At 66.0% G+C, this 16288-nt stretch carries 14 protein-coding genes; 6 read left to right on the forward strand and 8 right to left on the reverse strand.

The window, feature by feature from the left end; genetic code table 11:
* Nucleotides 1-1306: Rieske 2Fe-2S domain-containing protein (locus VFC51_13145; protein HZT07971.1), on the forward strand; the 1306-nt coding region annotated here is incomplete at its 5' end.
* An 83-nt stretch (nt 1307-1389) separates the two neighbouring features.
* On the opposite strand, the gene VFC51_13150 is transcribed toward VFC51_13145, so the two are convergent.
* Together VFC51_13150 and VFC51_13155 are read right to left on the reverse strand one after the other, a co-directional pair.
* Complete coding sequence (locus VFC51_13150; protein HZT07972.1) at nt 1390-2268, reverse strand: SDR family oxidoreductase; 879 nt, start codon at nt 2266-2268, stop codon at nt 1390-1392.
* A gap of 83 nt (nt 2269-2351) precedes the next feature.
* Nucleotides 2352-3158: an NAD(P)-binding domain-containing protein gene (locus VFC51_13155; GenBank protein HZT07973.1), complete on the reverse strand. Its 807-nt coding sequence runs from the start codon at nt 3156-3158 to the stop codon at nt 2352-2354.
* Nucleotides 3159-3324: 166 nt separating this feature from the next.
* Between VFC51_13155 and VFC51_13160 the strand changes: the two genes are divergently transcribed.
* The gene (locus VFC51_13160; protein HZT07974.1) at nt 3325-4533 is read left to right on the forward strand and encodes an aromatic ring-hydroxylating dioxygenase subunit alpha; all 1209 of its coding nucleotides are present in this window, start codon (nt 3325-3327) and stop codon (nt 4531-4533) included.
* 73 nt (nt 4534-4606) lie between these two features.
* On the opposite strand, the gene VFC51_13165 is transcribed toward VFC51_13160, so the two are convergent.
* From VFC51_13165 to VFC51_13190, 6 genes are all read right to left on the reverse strand, one after another.
* Entirely contained in the window at nt 4607-5728 is a 1122-nt protein-coding gene (locus VFC51_13165; GenBank protein ID HZT07975.1) for an amidohydrolase family protein, read from the reverse strand.
* A 95-nt stretch (nt 5729-5823) separates the two neighbouring features.
* On the reverse strand, nt 5824-6852 hold the full coding sequence (locus VFC51_13170) for a transposase domain-containing protein (GenBank protein ID HZT07976.1): 1029 nt from the start codon (nt 6850-6852) through the stop codon (nt 5824-5826).
* Between the two features lie 31 nt (nt 6853-6883).
* Complete coding sequence (gene nagA, locus VFC51_13175; GenBank protein ID HZT07977.1) at nt 6884-8122, reverse strand: N-acetylglucosamine-6-phosphate deacetylase; 1239 nt, start codon at nt 8120-8122, stop codon at nt 6884-6886.
* Between the two features lie 61 nt (nt 8123-8183).
* Nucleotides 8184-9857, reverse strand: a complete 1674-nt coding sequence (locus tag VFC51_13180) for a peptide ABC transporter substrate-binding protein (GenBank protein HZT07978.1) — start codon at nt 9855-9857, stop codon at nt 8184-8186.
* A gap of 14 nt (nt 9858-9871) precedes the next feature.
* Nucleotides 9872-11092, reverse strand: coding sequence for an extracellular solute-binding protein (locus VFC51_13185; GenBank protein HZT07979.1), 1221 nt, complete (start codon nt 11090-11092; stop codon nt 9872-9874).
* 55 nt (nt 11093-11147) lie between these two features.
* The gene (locus VFC51_13190; protein ID HZT07980.1) at nt 11148-12188 is read right to left on the reverse strand and encodes an ABC transporter substrate-binding protein; all 1041 of its coding nucleotides are present in this window, start codon (nt 12186-12188) and stop codon (nt 11148-11150) included.
* 115 nt (nt 12189-12303) lie between these two features.
* Between VFC51_13190 and VFC51_13195 the strand changes: the two genes are divergently transcribed.
* The 4 genes from VFC51_13195 to VFC51_13210 all read left to right on the forward strand — a co-directional run bounded on the left by VFC51_13195 (nt 12304) and on the right by VFC51_13210 (nt 16243).
* Entirely contained in the window at nt 12304-13407 is a 1104-nt protein-coding gene (locus tag VFC51_13195) for an ABC transporter ATP-binding protein (GenBank protein HZT07981.1), read from the forward strand.
* Nucleotides 13408-13484: 77 nt separating this feature from the next.
* On the forward strand, nt 13485-15143 hold the full coding sequence (locus VFC51_13200) for an iron ABC transporter permease (protein ID HZT07982.1): 1659 nt from the start codon (nt 13485-13487) through the stop codon (nt 15141-15143).
* Between the two features lie 46 nt (nt 15144-15189).
* On the forward strand, nt 15190-15657 hold the full coding sequence (locus tag VFC51_13205) for a MaoC/PaaZ C-terminal domain-containing protein (GenBank protein HZT07983.1): 468 nt from the start codon (nt 15190-15192) through the stop codon (nt 15655-15657).
* Nucleotides 15658-15703: 46 nt separating this feature from the next.
* On the forward strand, nt 15704-16243 hold the full coding sequence (locus tag VFC51_13210) for a MaoC family dehydratase N-terminal domain-containing protein (GenBank protein ID HZT07984.1): 540 nt from the start codon (nt 15704-15706) through the stop codon (nt 16241-16243).
* Nucleotides 16244-16288: the final 45 nt, after the last annotated feature.

Consider the following 16288-nt stretch of genomic DNA (forward strand, 5'->3'; position numbering starts at 1 on the left):
GAAGCCCAGACACCCCATGCTCACCCCCGAAGACAACGACCTCCTCACCCGCGTTGGCCCCGGCACCCCCATGGGCCGCTTCATGCGCGAACACTGGCTCCCCGCGCTGACGTCCAGTGAACTCCCCACCCCCGATAGTGACCCGCTCCGCGTTATGCTCCTCGGCGAGCAGCTTATCGCCTTCCGTGACGCCAACGGCAGCGTCGGCCTGATCCAGAACAACTGCCCCCACCGGGGTGCAAGCCTGTTCTTCGGAAGAAACGAAGAAGCCGGCCTCAGGTGCGTCTACCACGGGTGGAAATTCGACGTGACCGGCCAGTGCGTGGACATGCCGAACGAGCCGGCCGAGAGCAATTTCAAGACCAGAGTCCGCCAGGGCGCGTACCCCTGCCGCGACTACGGCGGGATGATCTGGACCTATATGGGCCCGCGATCGGCGCCGCCGGAGCTGCCGAAGCTGGAGTGGGCCAACGTGCCCGATGACCAGCGGAGCCTCTCACCGGTCCTGAGAGAGTGCAACTGGGTGCAGGCCCTGGAGGGGGACATCGACACCGCGCACCTGTACTTCCTCCACGCGCGCCTCAACCCTGACGAGGGACGGACGCCCCAGAACGACCAGGGCGTCTTCCACGAGGACCGGCACCCGCGGCTGTTCCTGGTCGACATGCCCTACGGCCTGATGTACGGCGCCCGGCGCGAGGAGGACCCCGAGACCTACTACTGGCGCATCACCCAGTTCATGTTCCCCTTCCACACGTACTTTCCGCCGGGCGGATTCCAGGGGATTCCAGGCCACATCTGGGTGCCGCTCGACGACGAGAACACCATGGTGTGGTCCGTCGCGTACAATCCGCTGGAGCCGATTCCCGTTCGCCAGCAGTGGCAGCGGGCCAACGGCCCGCAGTATCTCCCGACGACGACTGCCTCCCTGGGCCGCTGGCGCGCCTCTGCGAACAAGACCAACGACTACATGATCAACCGCGAGGTCCAGCGGACGGCGACCTTCACCGGCATCCCGACCATCCCCATGCAAGACCAGGCCGTGACCGAGAGCATGGGGCCTGTCATGGATCGCACGAACGAGCACCTAGGCACGACGGATGCGGCGATCATCCAGGTGCGACGCAAGCTGCTCAACGCCGCCAAAGCGCTGCGCGACCGGGGGATCACGCCGCCAGGCGTCGACGAGCCGGAGCTCTATGGTGTGCGATCGGCATCGGTCGTACTGCCGCGCTCGGCGGACTGGCTCGTGGAGACCGCGGAGACCTTGAAGGCCTTCACCAATCTGGCGGTGGCCACCGCGTAAACTCCCCGAGCCGCAAGCTCGGCCGGGGCCCCGGTGCCCTCACCCCCGCCCTCTCCCACCGCGGTGGGGGCGGGGGCCCGGCTCTAGCGCGCCGGTCGGCGGACCGCTGAGTCGTCGCGGTCCGCCGGGTACACCCACTCGTCGGCCCCGCCGAATCCGTGCTCCTGGTTCCACTTCATCGCGTTGATGATCTGGCCCGTCACGCCCGACGCGTCCTGGTCCGCGAGGAAGAGGGCGAGGGGCACGACGTGCTCCGGGCGCACCCGCATCGGCCGCCACACCGGCGCGCCCGGCTGCGCCGCGCGCGCACGCATCTCGCTGCGGATCGCCTCCTGCTCATCCGTACCGGTCGTCGCCGTGTGTCCCGGTAGCAGCACATTCGCGGCGATGTTCGACGACCTCAGCTCTTCCGCCAGATACAGGGTCATGGTCACCAGCGCAGCCTTCGCCGCCTGGTATGGCATCTCGCGGCTGTTGGCGCGGCTGGCGTCGTAGCCGCCGGAGCTAACGCTGATAATGCTGCCGCGCTGGCGATCGAGCATCGGCTTCGAGAACGCCTTCACCACCCGCAGCGTGCCGAACACGTGCGTGTCGAAGGTTTTCTGCCAGTCACCAACTTCGGTCTCGAGCGTGGTCACGCTCCCGTGAGGCGGGTACAGGTCGCGCATGCGCGTGCCCGCGTTGTTGATGATGACGTCGATCGTGCCGAACCGCCCGATGGCGGCTTCGGCCACGCGCTTCACGTGGGAGTCGATGGAGATGTCCATGATGTCGGTCAGAACGTTCGGGTTGCCCTTCAGCTCGTCCCGGAAGTCGATCAGGTCATTGGAGACGCCGGTCGGCTCCCACGCCACGTCGGTGGCCACGACCTTGGCCCCTTCGCGCAGAAACCCGCGCACGTACTCGCGCCCCATTCCGCGCGCGGCGCCGGTAACGACCACGACTTTTCCAGCAACTGCCACTCCTCGCACCTCCTCAGGCTTTCAATGGGCCGATCGATGCGCCCGCTTCGCGCATCCCTCGCCGCCGATTCGCCAATGGACCGCTAGCCCTTCCGGAGGCTGTGGGCCAGCGCTTGCATGCACGTCGCCGCTCCGGGAAGCGTCACGTCGTACGTTTGGCCGAGGTCCAGAGCGTCGCGCAGGACGTGATAGTAGACCCACGACGCGTCGCGCGTCCCCCGGCCGTGGAGGAACTCGTCGGCCACGTGGCTCTGCGCCGAGCTCGTGCGCACGACCTCCTGAAACACCTCCAGATCGACGCCGGCCCTTTCCGCCAAGCGAAAGCCCTCCGTCGCCGCCATGAGGTACTCGGCCGTCATCGTGTTCTGGGCGATCTTCGTTACGGCGCCCATCCCAACCTTCCCGAGCAGGAAGATGTTCCCGGCCGTCGTCTCCAGCACCGGGCGGCACCGCTCCAGAACGGCGGGATCACCGCCGACCATGAGACACAGGGTCTGCGACGTCACGCCGCCGGCCCCGCCGCTCATCTGAGCGTCCAGGACCTCCACGCCATGGGCGCGCGCCTCCTCGGCGACACGCATCATGTGCAGGGGGTGGATGCTCGAGTGAATCGCGGCGATCAGGCCGGGATGGGCGCCTGCCAGCAGGCCGTCGGGCCCCTGCAGCACCGCGTCGACCTCCGCCTCGTGCGGGACCGCGATGTCAACGATGTCGACCAGATCCGCGACCTCGCGCGCCGAGCGGGCGGCCCTTGCGCCCAGCTTCACGAGCTCGTTCACGGGCTGGGGCTGCACATCGTATACCGTGAGGTCGAATCCCGCCCGTACGATGTTTGTGGCGAAGGGGCGCCCCATGGTACCCAGGCCGATGAACCCGATCTTGTCAGCCATGCCGGACTCGCTCCCCCTTTTTCTCGATTGCCCGTCCATTGTCGCACGTGCGACGGTGCTGTGAATGTGCCACCGCTCTTCGTCGCACGCAAGAGCCAAGCGAGATATGATTGCGCCAGCACACGCGGACTGCACGCGATGTCCGCGACGACGAGGAGTGAGCGGGGTGATCACACAGGAACTCAACGAGCGACTGACGCAAACGGGTCCCGATACGCCGGGCGGCCGCATGCTCCGCATGTACTGGCATGCCATCGGAACGTTGGACGATTTACTGAAGGAGCCCGTACAGCCCGTGCGGATCCTGAGCGAGGACCTGACGCTTTTCCGAGACGCGGCGGGCCGGATCGGACTCATTGCCAGCCGGTGCGCCCACCGTGGGATCTCGATGGCGTACGGCATCCCCCAGGATAATGGCCTGCGCTGCGCCTACCATGGCTGGACGTATGACACCGACGGGCGCGTCGTGGACATGCCCTTCGAGCCGGCGTGCCTTCCGCTCAAGATCACGTCATATCCGGTCCAGGAGATGGGCGGGCTGATCTGGGCGTACCTCGGTCCCGAGCCGGCGCCCCTGCTGCCTCGATTCGAGGGATATGCGCGCGAGGACATCAACCGGAGTGTCCTGATCAAGCCGCTGCCGTGCAACTGGGTGCAGTGCATGGACAACTCGATGGACCCTGTCCACTTCGAGCACCTGCACGGCCACTATGGGAACTACTACAACCGGCGCCACGGCAAAGAGCAGGTCATGCTGACGCCGCCGCACCGAAAGATCGCGTTCGACATGTTCGAGTACGGGGTCTACAAGCGGCGATTAGTTGAGGGACAGAGCGAGGACTCCGACGACTGGACGACGGGCCACCCGATCCTCTTCCCCAACACACTGGTGGTCGTCGGCGGCGCGTGGGGCGGCAGCTACCAGATCCGCACGCCCATGGATGACACGCATACCCTCCACTTCCTCTACCAGTTCCGCTATGCGAAGCCCGGAGAGGAGATCAAGCCCTTCTCCGTCCGCCACGAGGAGGTCCGCTACGACCACTTGGGGCTGGCGATCGGCGATGCGGTGATCCCGCAGGATGAGATGGCCTGGATCGGCCAGGGGCCGATCTCGGACCGGACGCGCGAGCACCTGGTCACCTCCGACAAGGGCGTCATCCTCTTCCACGAGCTGATCCTGGAGAACATCGCAAAGGTGGAGCGCGGCGAAGAACCGATGGGGCTTGTGCGGGACCCGAGCGCGAACGAGCCGTACATCCACATCCGCCACGAGGGCGTGGCCCGCGCCGGTTACGCGCGCGTCGATGCGAAGACGGGGGGTGAGCTCGCGGGCGCGGGAACCGCCGCCGAGTGGGGTTGGAACAACCGGTAAACGTCAGGTCGGCGCGGTGGATGCCGCGCCGACCCATGTAATCCCGCCTTCTCCCCACGCCCAAGGGTGGGAGCTATAAGTTCAGCAGCTTCCGTGCGTTCTCGCCCAGGATCAGCTCCTTCTGAGTTGGTGTGAGGTCGCGCCGCTCTTTGATCGTGGAGACGGTGTGCGGGAACTCCGAGTCGAAATGGGGCATATCGGTCGCCATCATGATGTGCTCGGCTCCGATCTCGTTCAGTGAGACCGCCAGCACCGACGCGTGCTCGTCCGCCTCCATCGTGACGTAACAGTTGCGCTTGACGTATTCCGACGGCGGCATCGTGAGAGGGATCGGCATGTGCCGCTCCTGGTCCTCCTTGATCCACTCCCAGTCGTCGTCCATCCGGTGCATCCAGTAGAGGGGCCACTCGGCCGTGCACTCGAAGAACACCACCTTGAGACGCGGGAACCGCTCGAAGACCCCGCCGGCGACGAGCGCGACGAGGGCCTGGGTGCAGTTGGTGGGTCTCCCCAACGTATGCATGGCGAGGAAGTTGTTCGCGGGGCCCTTGTCGAACCGCTGGGTGATGAACCCCTGCTGGCCGTTGGGATGGCAGAAAAGGGGCACGTCCAGCTCCTGCGCCGTCTCATAGAAGGGGAAGAAGGACGGGTCGTCGAGGTTGCGGTCGCCGTTGTAGCAGACCAGGTGTGCCGCCTTGAGGCCCAGCTCGGTCACGCACCGGCGTAGCTCGCCCGGCATCGCCTCCGGGTGGCCCGCCGGCATGAGGGCGACGGGGAGGAACTGCTCACGAAAGTCCTTGACGAATTCGGTGACCCAGTTGTTGTAAGCCCGGGCGAGGGCCGCGCCCAGCGGCCCCTCGGTCATCGTGGGCGCCCAGATCCCCGTCGGAAAGATGAGCTGCTTGTCGAGCCCCTCGAGGGTGTTGGCCTCGGCCCGCTCGGCCATGTCCCAGCCGGTCACCTGGCGCGCGGCGATCTCTCCGCCGCGCCAGCCAGCGGTCGGGTCGTACATGTAGCTATGGTTGTATCCGTGCGTGCCGGACGGCCCCGGCGGGATGCGCGAACGAAATTTCCGCTGCGGTGGCGGTCCGTCGACGATACGCTCGGGCGTGAACTCGGCGAACGGCTCGTCGAGCTTGAACATCTCGTCCATGAAGTAGTTCTCGCGCAGGTGCGAGTCGAGGTCGATGATCATCTCGTACCGCCTTCCTCCCGCAGCTCGGACGCATGCTCGGCTGTTGCGACGGCCCCATTGTAGACCCGCTCGTGGGGCGCTTCAACGCACGCGCATCACCGGGCCGCAGGACGCGGTTCGGTCGGGTCTCCGGAGTCAATTCCTCTGAATCGGCGGAACATCCGGCCGATGGCGCTCCACGCGGCCTCGGGGTCAGCGCATCGAAGCGATGACATGTGGCCGCAGCCGCGATATCCCCAGGCTGCGATGTCCTCGACTCCGGCCGCGACGGCGGCGTCTGCCGCGCGCGCGATCTCCTCCTCCCGACCCGTTGGGATGAGGAAGGACTGCAGCCACACCTGGGGCTCCCGCCCATTTGCCCGGCACGTCGCGACCAAGCGACCGGCGTACTGCGAAACGTAGGGGTCCACGTCTTTCCCCCACAGCGCCCAGAAGGGCGTGACGGCCAGCGCGTCCACGTCCTGGAGTCGAGCGATCGCATCCCAATCCTGGACGCTCGCCCGATGGTCCTCTTGCGCGGGAAGACAGACCGTGTTTCGCAGGCCTCGTTCGTGGGCCACGCGACAGCACCACTCGACGAGTCCAATGATCAGCTTCTCCCGAAACGCGAGGACGTTCGGCGTTTGCCGCAGCGGCATGGACTCACCGAACGACTGGCGATATTCGTTCTGACAGCGGGCGCAGCGGCAGGTCCAGCGTGACCCATCCGGCCCGGGCGCCCCGAAGCCCGGCTCGTCCCACAGGACCGAGTCAGCGCCCACCGCGGCGGTCGCGTCGACCCATCGCTCGATCAGCGTTCGCAGGTCAGGCGACAGGGGACACGCGGCGGGAACGAGCGCCCCGTCGCTCCCCTGCTGCCACGCGTCGGGATGATCGAGGAGAAGGCGGCTCTCCGCCTCGCCCGCGAAAACCCCGCCGACGCCCCATGGATCGAACACCACGTCGAGGCCGACCTCGTGCGTCGCTGCGACGATATCTCCCATCGTCTCGCGGTAGAAGGCCAGATCGTTTTCGCTGAACGTGTGCAGCACGTATGTGCAGCCGGCGGCCGCGATTTCGGGCAGATCACGGCCGCGATAGTGCTCCGGCATACGGTTTCCGAAGTAGCTGACGCCGGTTCTCACGGCTGCCCGACCTGAACCGTGGGAGGCAGTATCAGCACGACCGCGACCTCGCCATCCGCTGGAGTTCTTGGTCGGCGCGGTAGATGACCCTTCCGCCGACGATGGTCATGCGAACCTCGAGGGACTCGCTCAAGATCGCCAAGTCCGCCTGGGCGCCAACCCGCAGAGAGCCAAGCTGCCGATCGAGTCCCAGAACGCGCGCAGGGTTGCGCGTCGCCATCGCGAGCGCGTCGGCAACTCCAACATCGACCATCGCGCGGACGCTGCGGACCGCTTCATCCATCGTAAGGAGGCCGCCGGCGAGCCGTCCGTCCCGCGTGTAGCAGGCGCCGTCTCGAGCCTCGATCGGCGCGCCGAGGAGGTCGAAGGTCCGGCGCGACGATCCGATCGGCGGCATGGCGTCGGTGACGAGGACCAGTCGCTTCGCCCCCAACGCCCGAAGGGCGAGTCGCATCATCGCGGGATGGACGTGAACACCGTCGGGGATGAGGCTCGCGTTCATTCCGTCCGACGTGAGGGCCGCGCCGATGATGCCCGGCTTTCGAGCGGAGACCGGGCCAGATGCGTTGAACAGGTGGGTCACGAGCCGCACACCCCGCTCCTGAGCGGAGGCTGCCTGCTCGATGCTGGCGCGCGAATGGCCAATGGCGATCACGATCCCAAGGCGGCCGGCCTCCTCGATGGTCTCGCGCGCGCCGTCAAGCTCGGGCGCGATGGTGAGCACGCGAAGAGATCCCCGCGATGCCTCCCAGAGGTCGCGGAGTAACGCGGCCGAGGGCGGCTGGAGGTACGCCCGCGGGTGTGCCCCGGCGCTCTCGGGGTTGAGAAAGGGACCCTCCAGGTGTGCGCCCAAGATTCGGGCGCCAACGATCGGGTCACTTCGTGCCTCCCCGATTGCGTGGAGGGCAGCGCGCATCACGTCGAGAGGGGCCGAGATGACAGTGGGGAGGAAGGCTGTGCAGCCAAATCGAGGGAGGAGGCGCGCCACAGTCAGAATGGCGTCCGCGGTCTTCGCGGTGGTGATGAGTTGGCCCGCGGCGCCGTTGATCTGAATGTCGATGAATCCCGGGGCGACGATCAGCCCGGAGGCATCGATCTCCCGAGCCTCGCGCAGGCGCGCCCGCGCGCTGACCCGCTCTGGCGATCCGATCGCCGCGATGCGGCCGTTCGAGATCAACACCGACGTCTCCCGCGCGGTGCGAGTCGGCGTGAAGACGGAAGCGCCGTGAATCAGGAGCGCATCGAAGGGCTCAGCGGGCGAGGAAGGCATCGGCTTCACCCCGCGTGGCAGCTGTCCGAGCGGATCAGCCGCGAACAGTCGCGCCGCACGGCTAGCGACCGTCGTCGAGCCACCAATCCGCCGCGTTCCAGGTGAATTCGCTCCACACATTGGGCGCATGTCCCTTGACGCGCTGGTTGTAGGCGTCCAGATCGAGTCGGCGGTAGAGCAGGATGTGCCCCTTGTCCGCATCCACCCGCCCGGCGACCTTCTGGAACGCCGCCGCCCGCTTGGCGTCATCCACCGTCACGCTGGCTGCCTCCAGGGCGGCATCCAGCTCCGGGTCGAGAATCCGCTGATAATTCTGGCCCGCGCGGACGCGCTCCGAGGGAACACGGCTGCTGTGGAACAGGTTGTACAGGTCCGCCTGGGGATCGTACGGGTCCGTGATGGTAAACATTGCGATATCGAAATTACCGTGGGCCATCGGCGCCCCGTCCTGCCAGCTTCCGAAGAGCATCGGCGAGGGCAGATTCTCGATGTTGACGTCGATCCCCACCGCCTGGAGCTGCTGCTTGATCAGCGCTTGCGTCTGATCTCGAAGCCGCGCGCCCGTCGTCGTGGTGAACGATAGACTCGCCCGAGTCCCCGCGTCGTTGACGCGAATGCCGTCCGCCCCGACGTGCCAACCGGCGTCCTCCAGGAGCCGCTGCGCCGCGACCGGATCGTAGGAGGGCGGCGCCAGACCGACGGCGTATGGTCCCAGCGGAATCACGGACGTCGCGACCGTGGTCTTCCCGGCGAGCAGCTCGTCGATGAGGGCCCTCCGATCGATCGCGAGGTCGATGGCCTGTCGGACCCGAACGTCGCCCAGCACCGGGTGTCTGCACGCGGGATCGCCCTGCTGTGATCCGGAGGGACAGCTGGTGTTCAAGATCAATCGCTCGATGCCATTGCCAACCGCCGGGTTCATCACGACGGACGGGATAGCCTCGATCTCGGGGATGTTGTCCTCGGCCAGGTTCCAGAGCGCATCGACCTCCCCGGCTTTCAGCCACAGGATTCCAATGTCCCTGGCTGGAACGATGCGAAAGATCAGACCATCGAGGCGAGGCTTGTCTGCCTCGCGGAAATGGGGGTTGCGCTCCACGGTGATGGCCGAGCCCGGCTCCCACGCTTTGAACTTGAAGGGCCCAGTTCCCGTGGGCGCGTGGTTGAATTCCTTCGTCTCGATGGCGGTATCGCCGCCAAATACGTGCTCCGGGAGCACCCACTCGAAGTGCTGCTTGAATGCCGAGTAGATCGTACGGTACCGGACCACGACCGTGGCGTCGTCCGGCGCGGTGATCGTCTCGATGTCCGGATAGCCTGCCTGGTTCGTGATCGGGTTGGCGGGATCCATGGTGACCGCGTAGGTGAACAGCACGTCCTTGCTCGTGAAGGGCTGTCCGTCTGACCACCGGACGCCCGTCTTGAGTCGCCACGTGATGGTCAGGCCGTTCGGAGAGATGCCACCGTTGTCGAACGTGGGAACCTCTGCGGCGAGCTGCGGCGTCAATTGGCCTTCTGGCGATATGCGCAACAGGCCCTCGAGCATGGTCCGACTGATCAGGTCGTTCACGGTTTGCACGCCGAGCAGCGGGTTCAGCAGGGCCGGCTCCTGCCAGAGCGCGACGCGAACGACCCCGCCGCGGTGCGCGGGCGACTGCTCTGCGGTCGGCGGCTGTGTGCGCGGGGCGCATGCGAGGAGCTGCGCCAGGATGATGGGAAGGAGCAGCGACCTCACGCTGACGGCCACGCCTACTGGCGCCCCGCGCTTTCGAGCGCGCTCGTGATCAGCTCGCCGAAGATGGATCCGGTAATCCGTCCATACTCCTCGGTGCCGCCGTCCGCGTACTGTCGCCCGGGCTTCGGAACGTAGTCCTGCACGAGACCGTCCTTCGGGATATCGACGCGAAGGGACGAAAATTTGGTCCGGTTCTGCCAGGTGGTTTGGCCTTCTCTCGAGAGGAGCCAGTTGATGAAAACCTTCGCCGCGTTGGGATGGGGGGTTGGATCGAAGAGGGCCATGGACCCGTTGCCGGGTCCGATCGCGGCGCCCTCCTTGAATTGATCGCAGGGCACGGGCGCGATCGGGAGGCCCTGGTTCCGCGCCACGCTCGCCTCGGTCTCGGCGAGGAACAGCCCGATAGGGTACCGGCCCTCGGCCACCCAGTCGACCATCTGGCGCTGGTCCCGGCTCAGCGTCACGTCCATCTCGCCATAGAGCCGCTCGAACCAGCGCGGTCCGAGGCTCGGGTTCTTGTAGATGAAACGCGCAGGAACGCCGCCGGGCCCGGTCTGCCGGATGTCATTGGACACCATGCGACCTTTCCACTTGGGGTCCAGGACATCGTTGTATGACGTGAAGTCACCGATGTTGACCATCGACGTGTTGACATAGATCGGCGCGATGAGGATGCCCTGAAAGTTCAGCGTCGTATTCGGCTCCGCGTCGTCGGCCCACCACAATCGGTTCTGGAGCCAGGCGGACTCGTCGCTCACCTCCGGAAGCACGAAGGCTGTGGCCAGAGGCGCGAGCGCGCCGGCCGGCTTGAGAGAACCCAGCATGCTGAAGCTCCCGGAGATGATGACGTCCGGGATGTAGCGACCGGCGGCCCGCTCCGACATGATCCTCGGGACCAGCTCGGACCCTCCGGCGGACACGCTTTCGACCTTGATGCCCGGATACGCGTTGGGAAAGTCCTCATTGATGACCTGCTGAAGCGCCTCAGACGTGGCGCCGTAGATGATGACCGTGCCCTCCTGGCGCGCCGCGGCGACGATCGCGTCCCACCCCGAGGGTTTGGCGGAGGTCGGAATTGGCGCCGAGTCGCTGGGGGCGCTCGGGCGCCCGCACGCGGCGAGAAGCGCGGACCCCGCTCCCGCGGCGGCGCCGATCAGGAGTCGACGGCGACTGATGGCGCGCTCTGCGAGGATGGCGCGCACGCTCGATTCTGAGAAGGTATCGTCGATGCTCAAAGGGCACTCCGATCTGGCCAAAATTTGCGCGAGCGTCGTCGAACGCGGCGAAGGGTCAGCACCCGTGCTTTTTCGCCGCCGCCAGCGCTTTATCGCACGCCGCCTGAAGCGCGGGCCGCGAGCTGAGATCCTTGAATGCAGCGGTGACTGGCCCGTCGCGTACGACCTCGTCGACGGAAATCGGCCTCTCGATCTGCCCCAGAGCCACCATCTCGTCGATGGCGCGCTCCAGCGCCTCGCGGGTGAACCAGCCCGTGACCGGCATAATCCACTCCTCCAGGTGTTCCGGGTTTGTCACCATGCGGAGCTTTCGCTCTTGTTCGTGGTGGCTAGCCTTTCGATAGCGGACTTCGAGATCCTGCAAGAACGCGAAATTGTCGGGGTCGCGCACGAACCAGAAACCGCGGATGTTGCCTCGGAGGAACGCGCTCAACTCCTCCGCGCGCTTTTCGATCGTCTGTTGCGTCGCGACGATCACCTTGCCCGGTTTGCCGCCCGGATACAGCTCGGCGGAGTCTAAAATCAGGTGACAGCCCTTCTGCTCCAGCTCCTGCGAGAAGGGTGGGGCGGACTGTACGGCGTCGACCTGGCCGTTCAAGAGCGCGTCGATGTGGGCGCGGTCGCGTCGATAGGCGAAGATCGCGTCCTCGACCCAGGTGATGTCTCGTTCCGCGTCGATGCCGGCCTTGCCAAGCCAATAGCCAAAGAAAAGCGCCGTTATGCCGCCTGCCTCACGTTGGCCGATTCGGGCACCGCGCATGTCCGCCAGCGTCTTGATGTGGGGAGCGGCATAGAGGCGGACCCGCGGCATGTGGCGCCAGGCGCCAACGGCGTAGAGGTCTGCGCCCTGCGCCCGCAATTGAACGATCGTCTCCACGTTGACGGCGGTGGCTATGTCGATGCCACGCTCCTTCATCGTCGGCGCCAGCGCGGTCGCTTCGAAGGGGCCCGGAACGATCCCACCACATTCGTAGATGTAGTCGGAAAGGCCCTCCTCGCGGAAAAAGCCCTGCTCCTCCGCCGCCCGAAAAGACATCTGGTGCCCGACGTGGTAGTTGCAGTTGGCAATGAGGATCGGCTGATCCAGAGCGCTCATCCGGCTCTCCCATGTTCCCTGAGGATGGCGCTCATTATAGGCTGAGGGGTTGTGCGGGATTGCCAGGCCGCAATTTGCCTTGAATACGCATGCGCGCACGCGCCAAAATCCCCCCATGCTCCTCATCGAATCCTTGACGAAGCGCTTCGGCCCGATGACCGCCGTGGACGACCTCGATCTCGAAATCCGCGAGGGGGAGTTCTTCACCTTTCTGGGTCCGAGCGGCTGCGGAAAGACGACCACCCTCCGATGTATTGGCGGGCTCGAAAAGCCCGATGCAGGCGCCATCCGACTTGGCAGCCGGGCCCTCGTCGACGTCAACCGTCGGCTGTTCGTTCCGCCCGAGCGCCGGAACATGGGGATGGTGTTTCAGTCGTACGCGCTGTGGCCGCACATGACGGTGTTCGAAAACGTCGCCTATCCTCTCAAGCTACGGCGGACACCCAGGACGGAGATTCGTCGCCGCGTCGAGGAGACGCTTCGTCTTGTTGGGCTGGGCGAGCTTTCCAACCGCCAGGCCCCCCAGCTCAGTGGCGGCCAGCAGCAGCGCGTCGCGCTGGCGCGCGCCCTGGTGTTCTCGCCGGAGGTCCTGCTGCTCGATGAGCCACTCAGCAACCTCGACGCGCTGCTCCGCGACGAGATGCGCCGCCAGTTGAAAGAGCTGCAGGCCCGCCTCGGCGTAACGACGATCTTCGTGACGCACGATCAGGTCGAGGCGCTCAGCGTGTCCGATCGCATCGCAATCATGAACAACGGCCATCTCGAGCAGCTCGGCACCCCGCGAGACGTCTACACAAATCCAGCCACGCCCTTTGCCCAGAGCTTCCTCGGACGCACCCTGACGGTCGACGGGCGGGTCACCCGCATCGACGACGGCGCTGCCCACGTCGCTCTCGTGGGCGTCGAGGGCGTGGAGCTGACGGCATCCCGGATCGCGAAGCTGCCACGCCGTGGCGAGGCGCTCCACCCGGGCGATCTCGTTCAGCTATCCATCCGTCCTGAGCAGATCGCCGTCACGTGCGAGCGCGCGGGGAATCCCAAGAACGTCGTGCCTGCTCGCATCCGGTCGACCCTCTTCGTGGGCGATCGGTTCGAATACGTCGCGGAAGTTGGCCAGGCGAGGCACGTCTTGTCCCTCCCGACAACTCAGATCTTCAACGTGGGCGACGAGGTCTATCTCGAACTCCCGCCGGAGGCGCTCTGCGTGTGGCCCGGGTAGCGCAAGCGCGGCGGTCGGGAGCTCCAACCGGGCAGAGGGCCCATGCCTGGCTCAGCCCGAGCTGGGCGCAGATCGGCATGGTGGTCCTGATTGGTGCCTTTGCCTTCTACCTCGTCTACCCATTGGCGCTCATCCTCATCAACAGCTTCAACGTCGCCCGCATCGGCCAGCCTCCCGTGTACGGGATCGGCGCCTGGGTGGACGCGTGGGGGACTCCGGGCCTATTTCAGGCGCTCGGAAATACCATAGCGGTCGCGTTCTGGTATCAGGTCTTGTCCTTTCCTCTGGGCGTCGTCCTCGCGTGGATCCTGGGGCGCACCAACCTTCCATGGGCGCGTGGGTTCGAGTTCCTCTTCTGGCTTTCGTTCTTTCTCCCGGCGCTTTCGACAACCCTTGGATGGATTCTCATCCTCGATCCACGTCAGGGGCTGCTAAATCAGGTCACGGCGCACCTCTTCGGGCTGCAGGCAGGGCCGTTCAACATCTACTCGTTCTGGGGAATCATCTGGGTCCATCTCGTTTCCCACGCCGTGTCCTCGAAGGTCATGTTGCTGACGCCCGCCTTCCGCAACATGGACGCCGCCCTGGAGGAAGCCAGCCGGATGGCGGGCGCGTCGACGTGGTCGACGTTCCTGCGAGTGACGCTGCCCGTGCTCACTCCGCCGCTCGTGATCGTGTTCATGCTGGCCTTCTTGCGCCTCTTTGAGTCCTTCGAGATCGAGCTGCTGCTGGGGACGCCCATCAACTTCTTCGTGTACTCGACCAAGATCGTCCAGCTGGTGCGGCAGGAGCCTCCCCTGGTCGGCCAGGCCACGGCTTTGGGAAGCGTTACCCTCTTGCTGCTGGTTGTCGGCGTCCCGATCCAGCGTTGGCTCACAACTCGGCGAAGCTTCACGACGGTCACCGGACGCATGAAGCCCGCGCTGATCGACCTCGGCCGGTGGCGATGGCCGATGTTCGCCCTCGTAGCGCTGATCGTCGCGCTGCTGGTCGTGGTCCCAATTTTCTCGGTCGTGGCGGGCAGTTTCATGACCCGTTTCGGCTTTTTCGCCATCGCGCAGCCGTGGACCATTGCGAACTGGCAGCGAACGCTGGGGAGCACGGCGTTTCTTCGCTCGCTCGGCAACACATTGGTCATCGCGGGCAGCGCGGCGGTGGCCGGGCCGCTCCTCTTCGCGCTCGTCGGGTACGTCGTCGTCCGGGCGAAGGGGGTCTGGGGCCGCGGCCTGCTCGACGCCATTCTCTGGGTGCCCAGCGTGATACCGGGGGCCCTGGCCGGGCTCGGATTGCTCTGGATGTTCCTGGGGACACCCCTCTTCACCCCGCTGTACGGGACCATCTTCGTACTCATCATCGCGTCGGTCATGGGCAGCGTCACCCTGTCAACCCAGATCATGAAGAGCGCGTTCCTCCAGCTCGGGCCCGAGCTGGAGGAGGGATCGCGAATGTCCGGCGCAGGCTGGCTCGGCACCTACGTGCGCATCGTCGTTCCACTCATCGCTCCCACGCTTATCCTAGTCGCGACGTTAAAGTTCATGTTCACGGCCAATGCGACGTCGAGCGTGGTGATGCTGGCAACCTCCGAAACACGCCCGCTTTCGCTCTTGATCCTCGACATGGTGGCCGCTGGCCAGCGCGAGGCGGCAACGGTCGTTACCGTTATCATCACCGGACTGACCCTGGGGGTCGCGATGCTCGCGCGCTCGCTGGGGCTGAACCTCGGCGTCAGGACGTGACGCGCCAAGCGAGATGATCCCGAGGCAACGGCTGAGGAGCACGCACATGGCACGAGTCGACCAGCGCGTCTTCTTCGAGGACGTGGAGCCCGGAGCTGCGCTTCCTGATCGCGAGTTCGGACCCCACACCTTGGTCGCGGCGATCCAGTGGGCCGGCGTTCAGGAGAACCCCAGCCCCACCCATACCGATCGCGACGCGGCCCGGGCGATGCGGGGGCTCAAGACCGTCATCGCCAGCGGCGCGCTTCGCGAGGCTTACCTCGCCCGCATGCTCATGGATTGGGCCGGTCCTCTGGGCGACCTGCGCCGCATGAGCCTCCGGCACACAGCGTCGACCTTCGAAGGCGACCTGATGCGATTCGCCGCTCGCGTCGTCGAGAAATCGCCGTCGAGCGCCGACCCATGGGTCGTGTGCGAGTTCACCGGAACGAACCAAGACGGTGTGAGGATCGTCGAAGGGCGATGCACCATCTCCCTTCCCAGGAGAACGGCCGCTCCGACGGGCGCCGGGTGATGCCGCCCTTCGCAGCGCGGGAGAGGCCCCAACGGAGCGAATGCCCATGATCCCGAGCATCGAGAATCTCGTGACCGACCAAATGCGCGCGTGCATCGGCAAAACGTCGCCGGTGATGGAGCTCCCCGAGGAGATCTCCGCCTCCGACGTCCGCCGGTACGTGGAGGCGACAGGAGATCGAAATCCGTTGTGGATGGACGACGCGTATGCGCGGGCCGCTGGATTTCGCGGCCGACGCGTCCCGCCGATCCTGATTCTCCAGGTGTACCGAAGGGCGCCCGAGTGGGAGATGGGCGATGCCATGCCGTGGGCGGGCATCGAGCTGCCGCCGAACTTTACCAACACCCGGAACGCCGGCCACGAGGTCGAATGGCTCGAGCCGGTGTACGTGGGCGACCGGCTCACGATCCAGTATCGCCTCGTGGATGTGTACGCGCGCCAGGGGCGGAGCGGGCCGATGCTGTTCCTCAAGCGAGCGTGCGAGATCCGCAATCAGGATGGCCGGCTGGTCGTGCGCGTCACTTCGACATCCGCGAAGCTCCCCGCCGCCCGGTTCTCAGGCGCGGGGTCGGCTCCCGCGGACTGAATCCGTACCGGCCCAAGATCGATTCCGCCTTTAGAAGGGAAACGT

This window comes from Chloroflexota bacterium, assembly GCA_035652535.1.
GTDB lineage: Bacteria > Chloroflexota > UBA6077 > UBA6077 > SHYK01 > DASRDP01.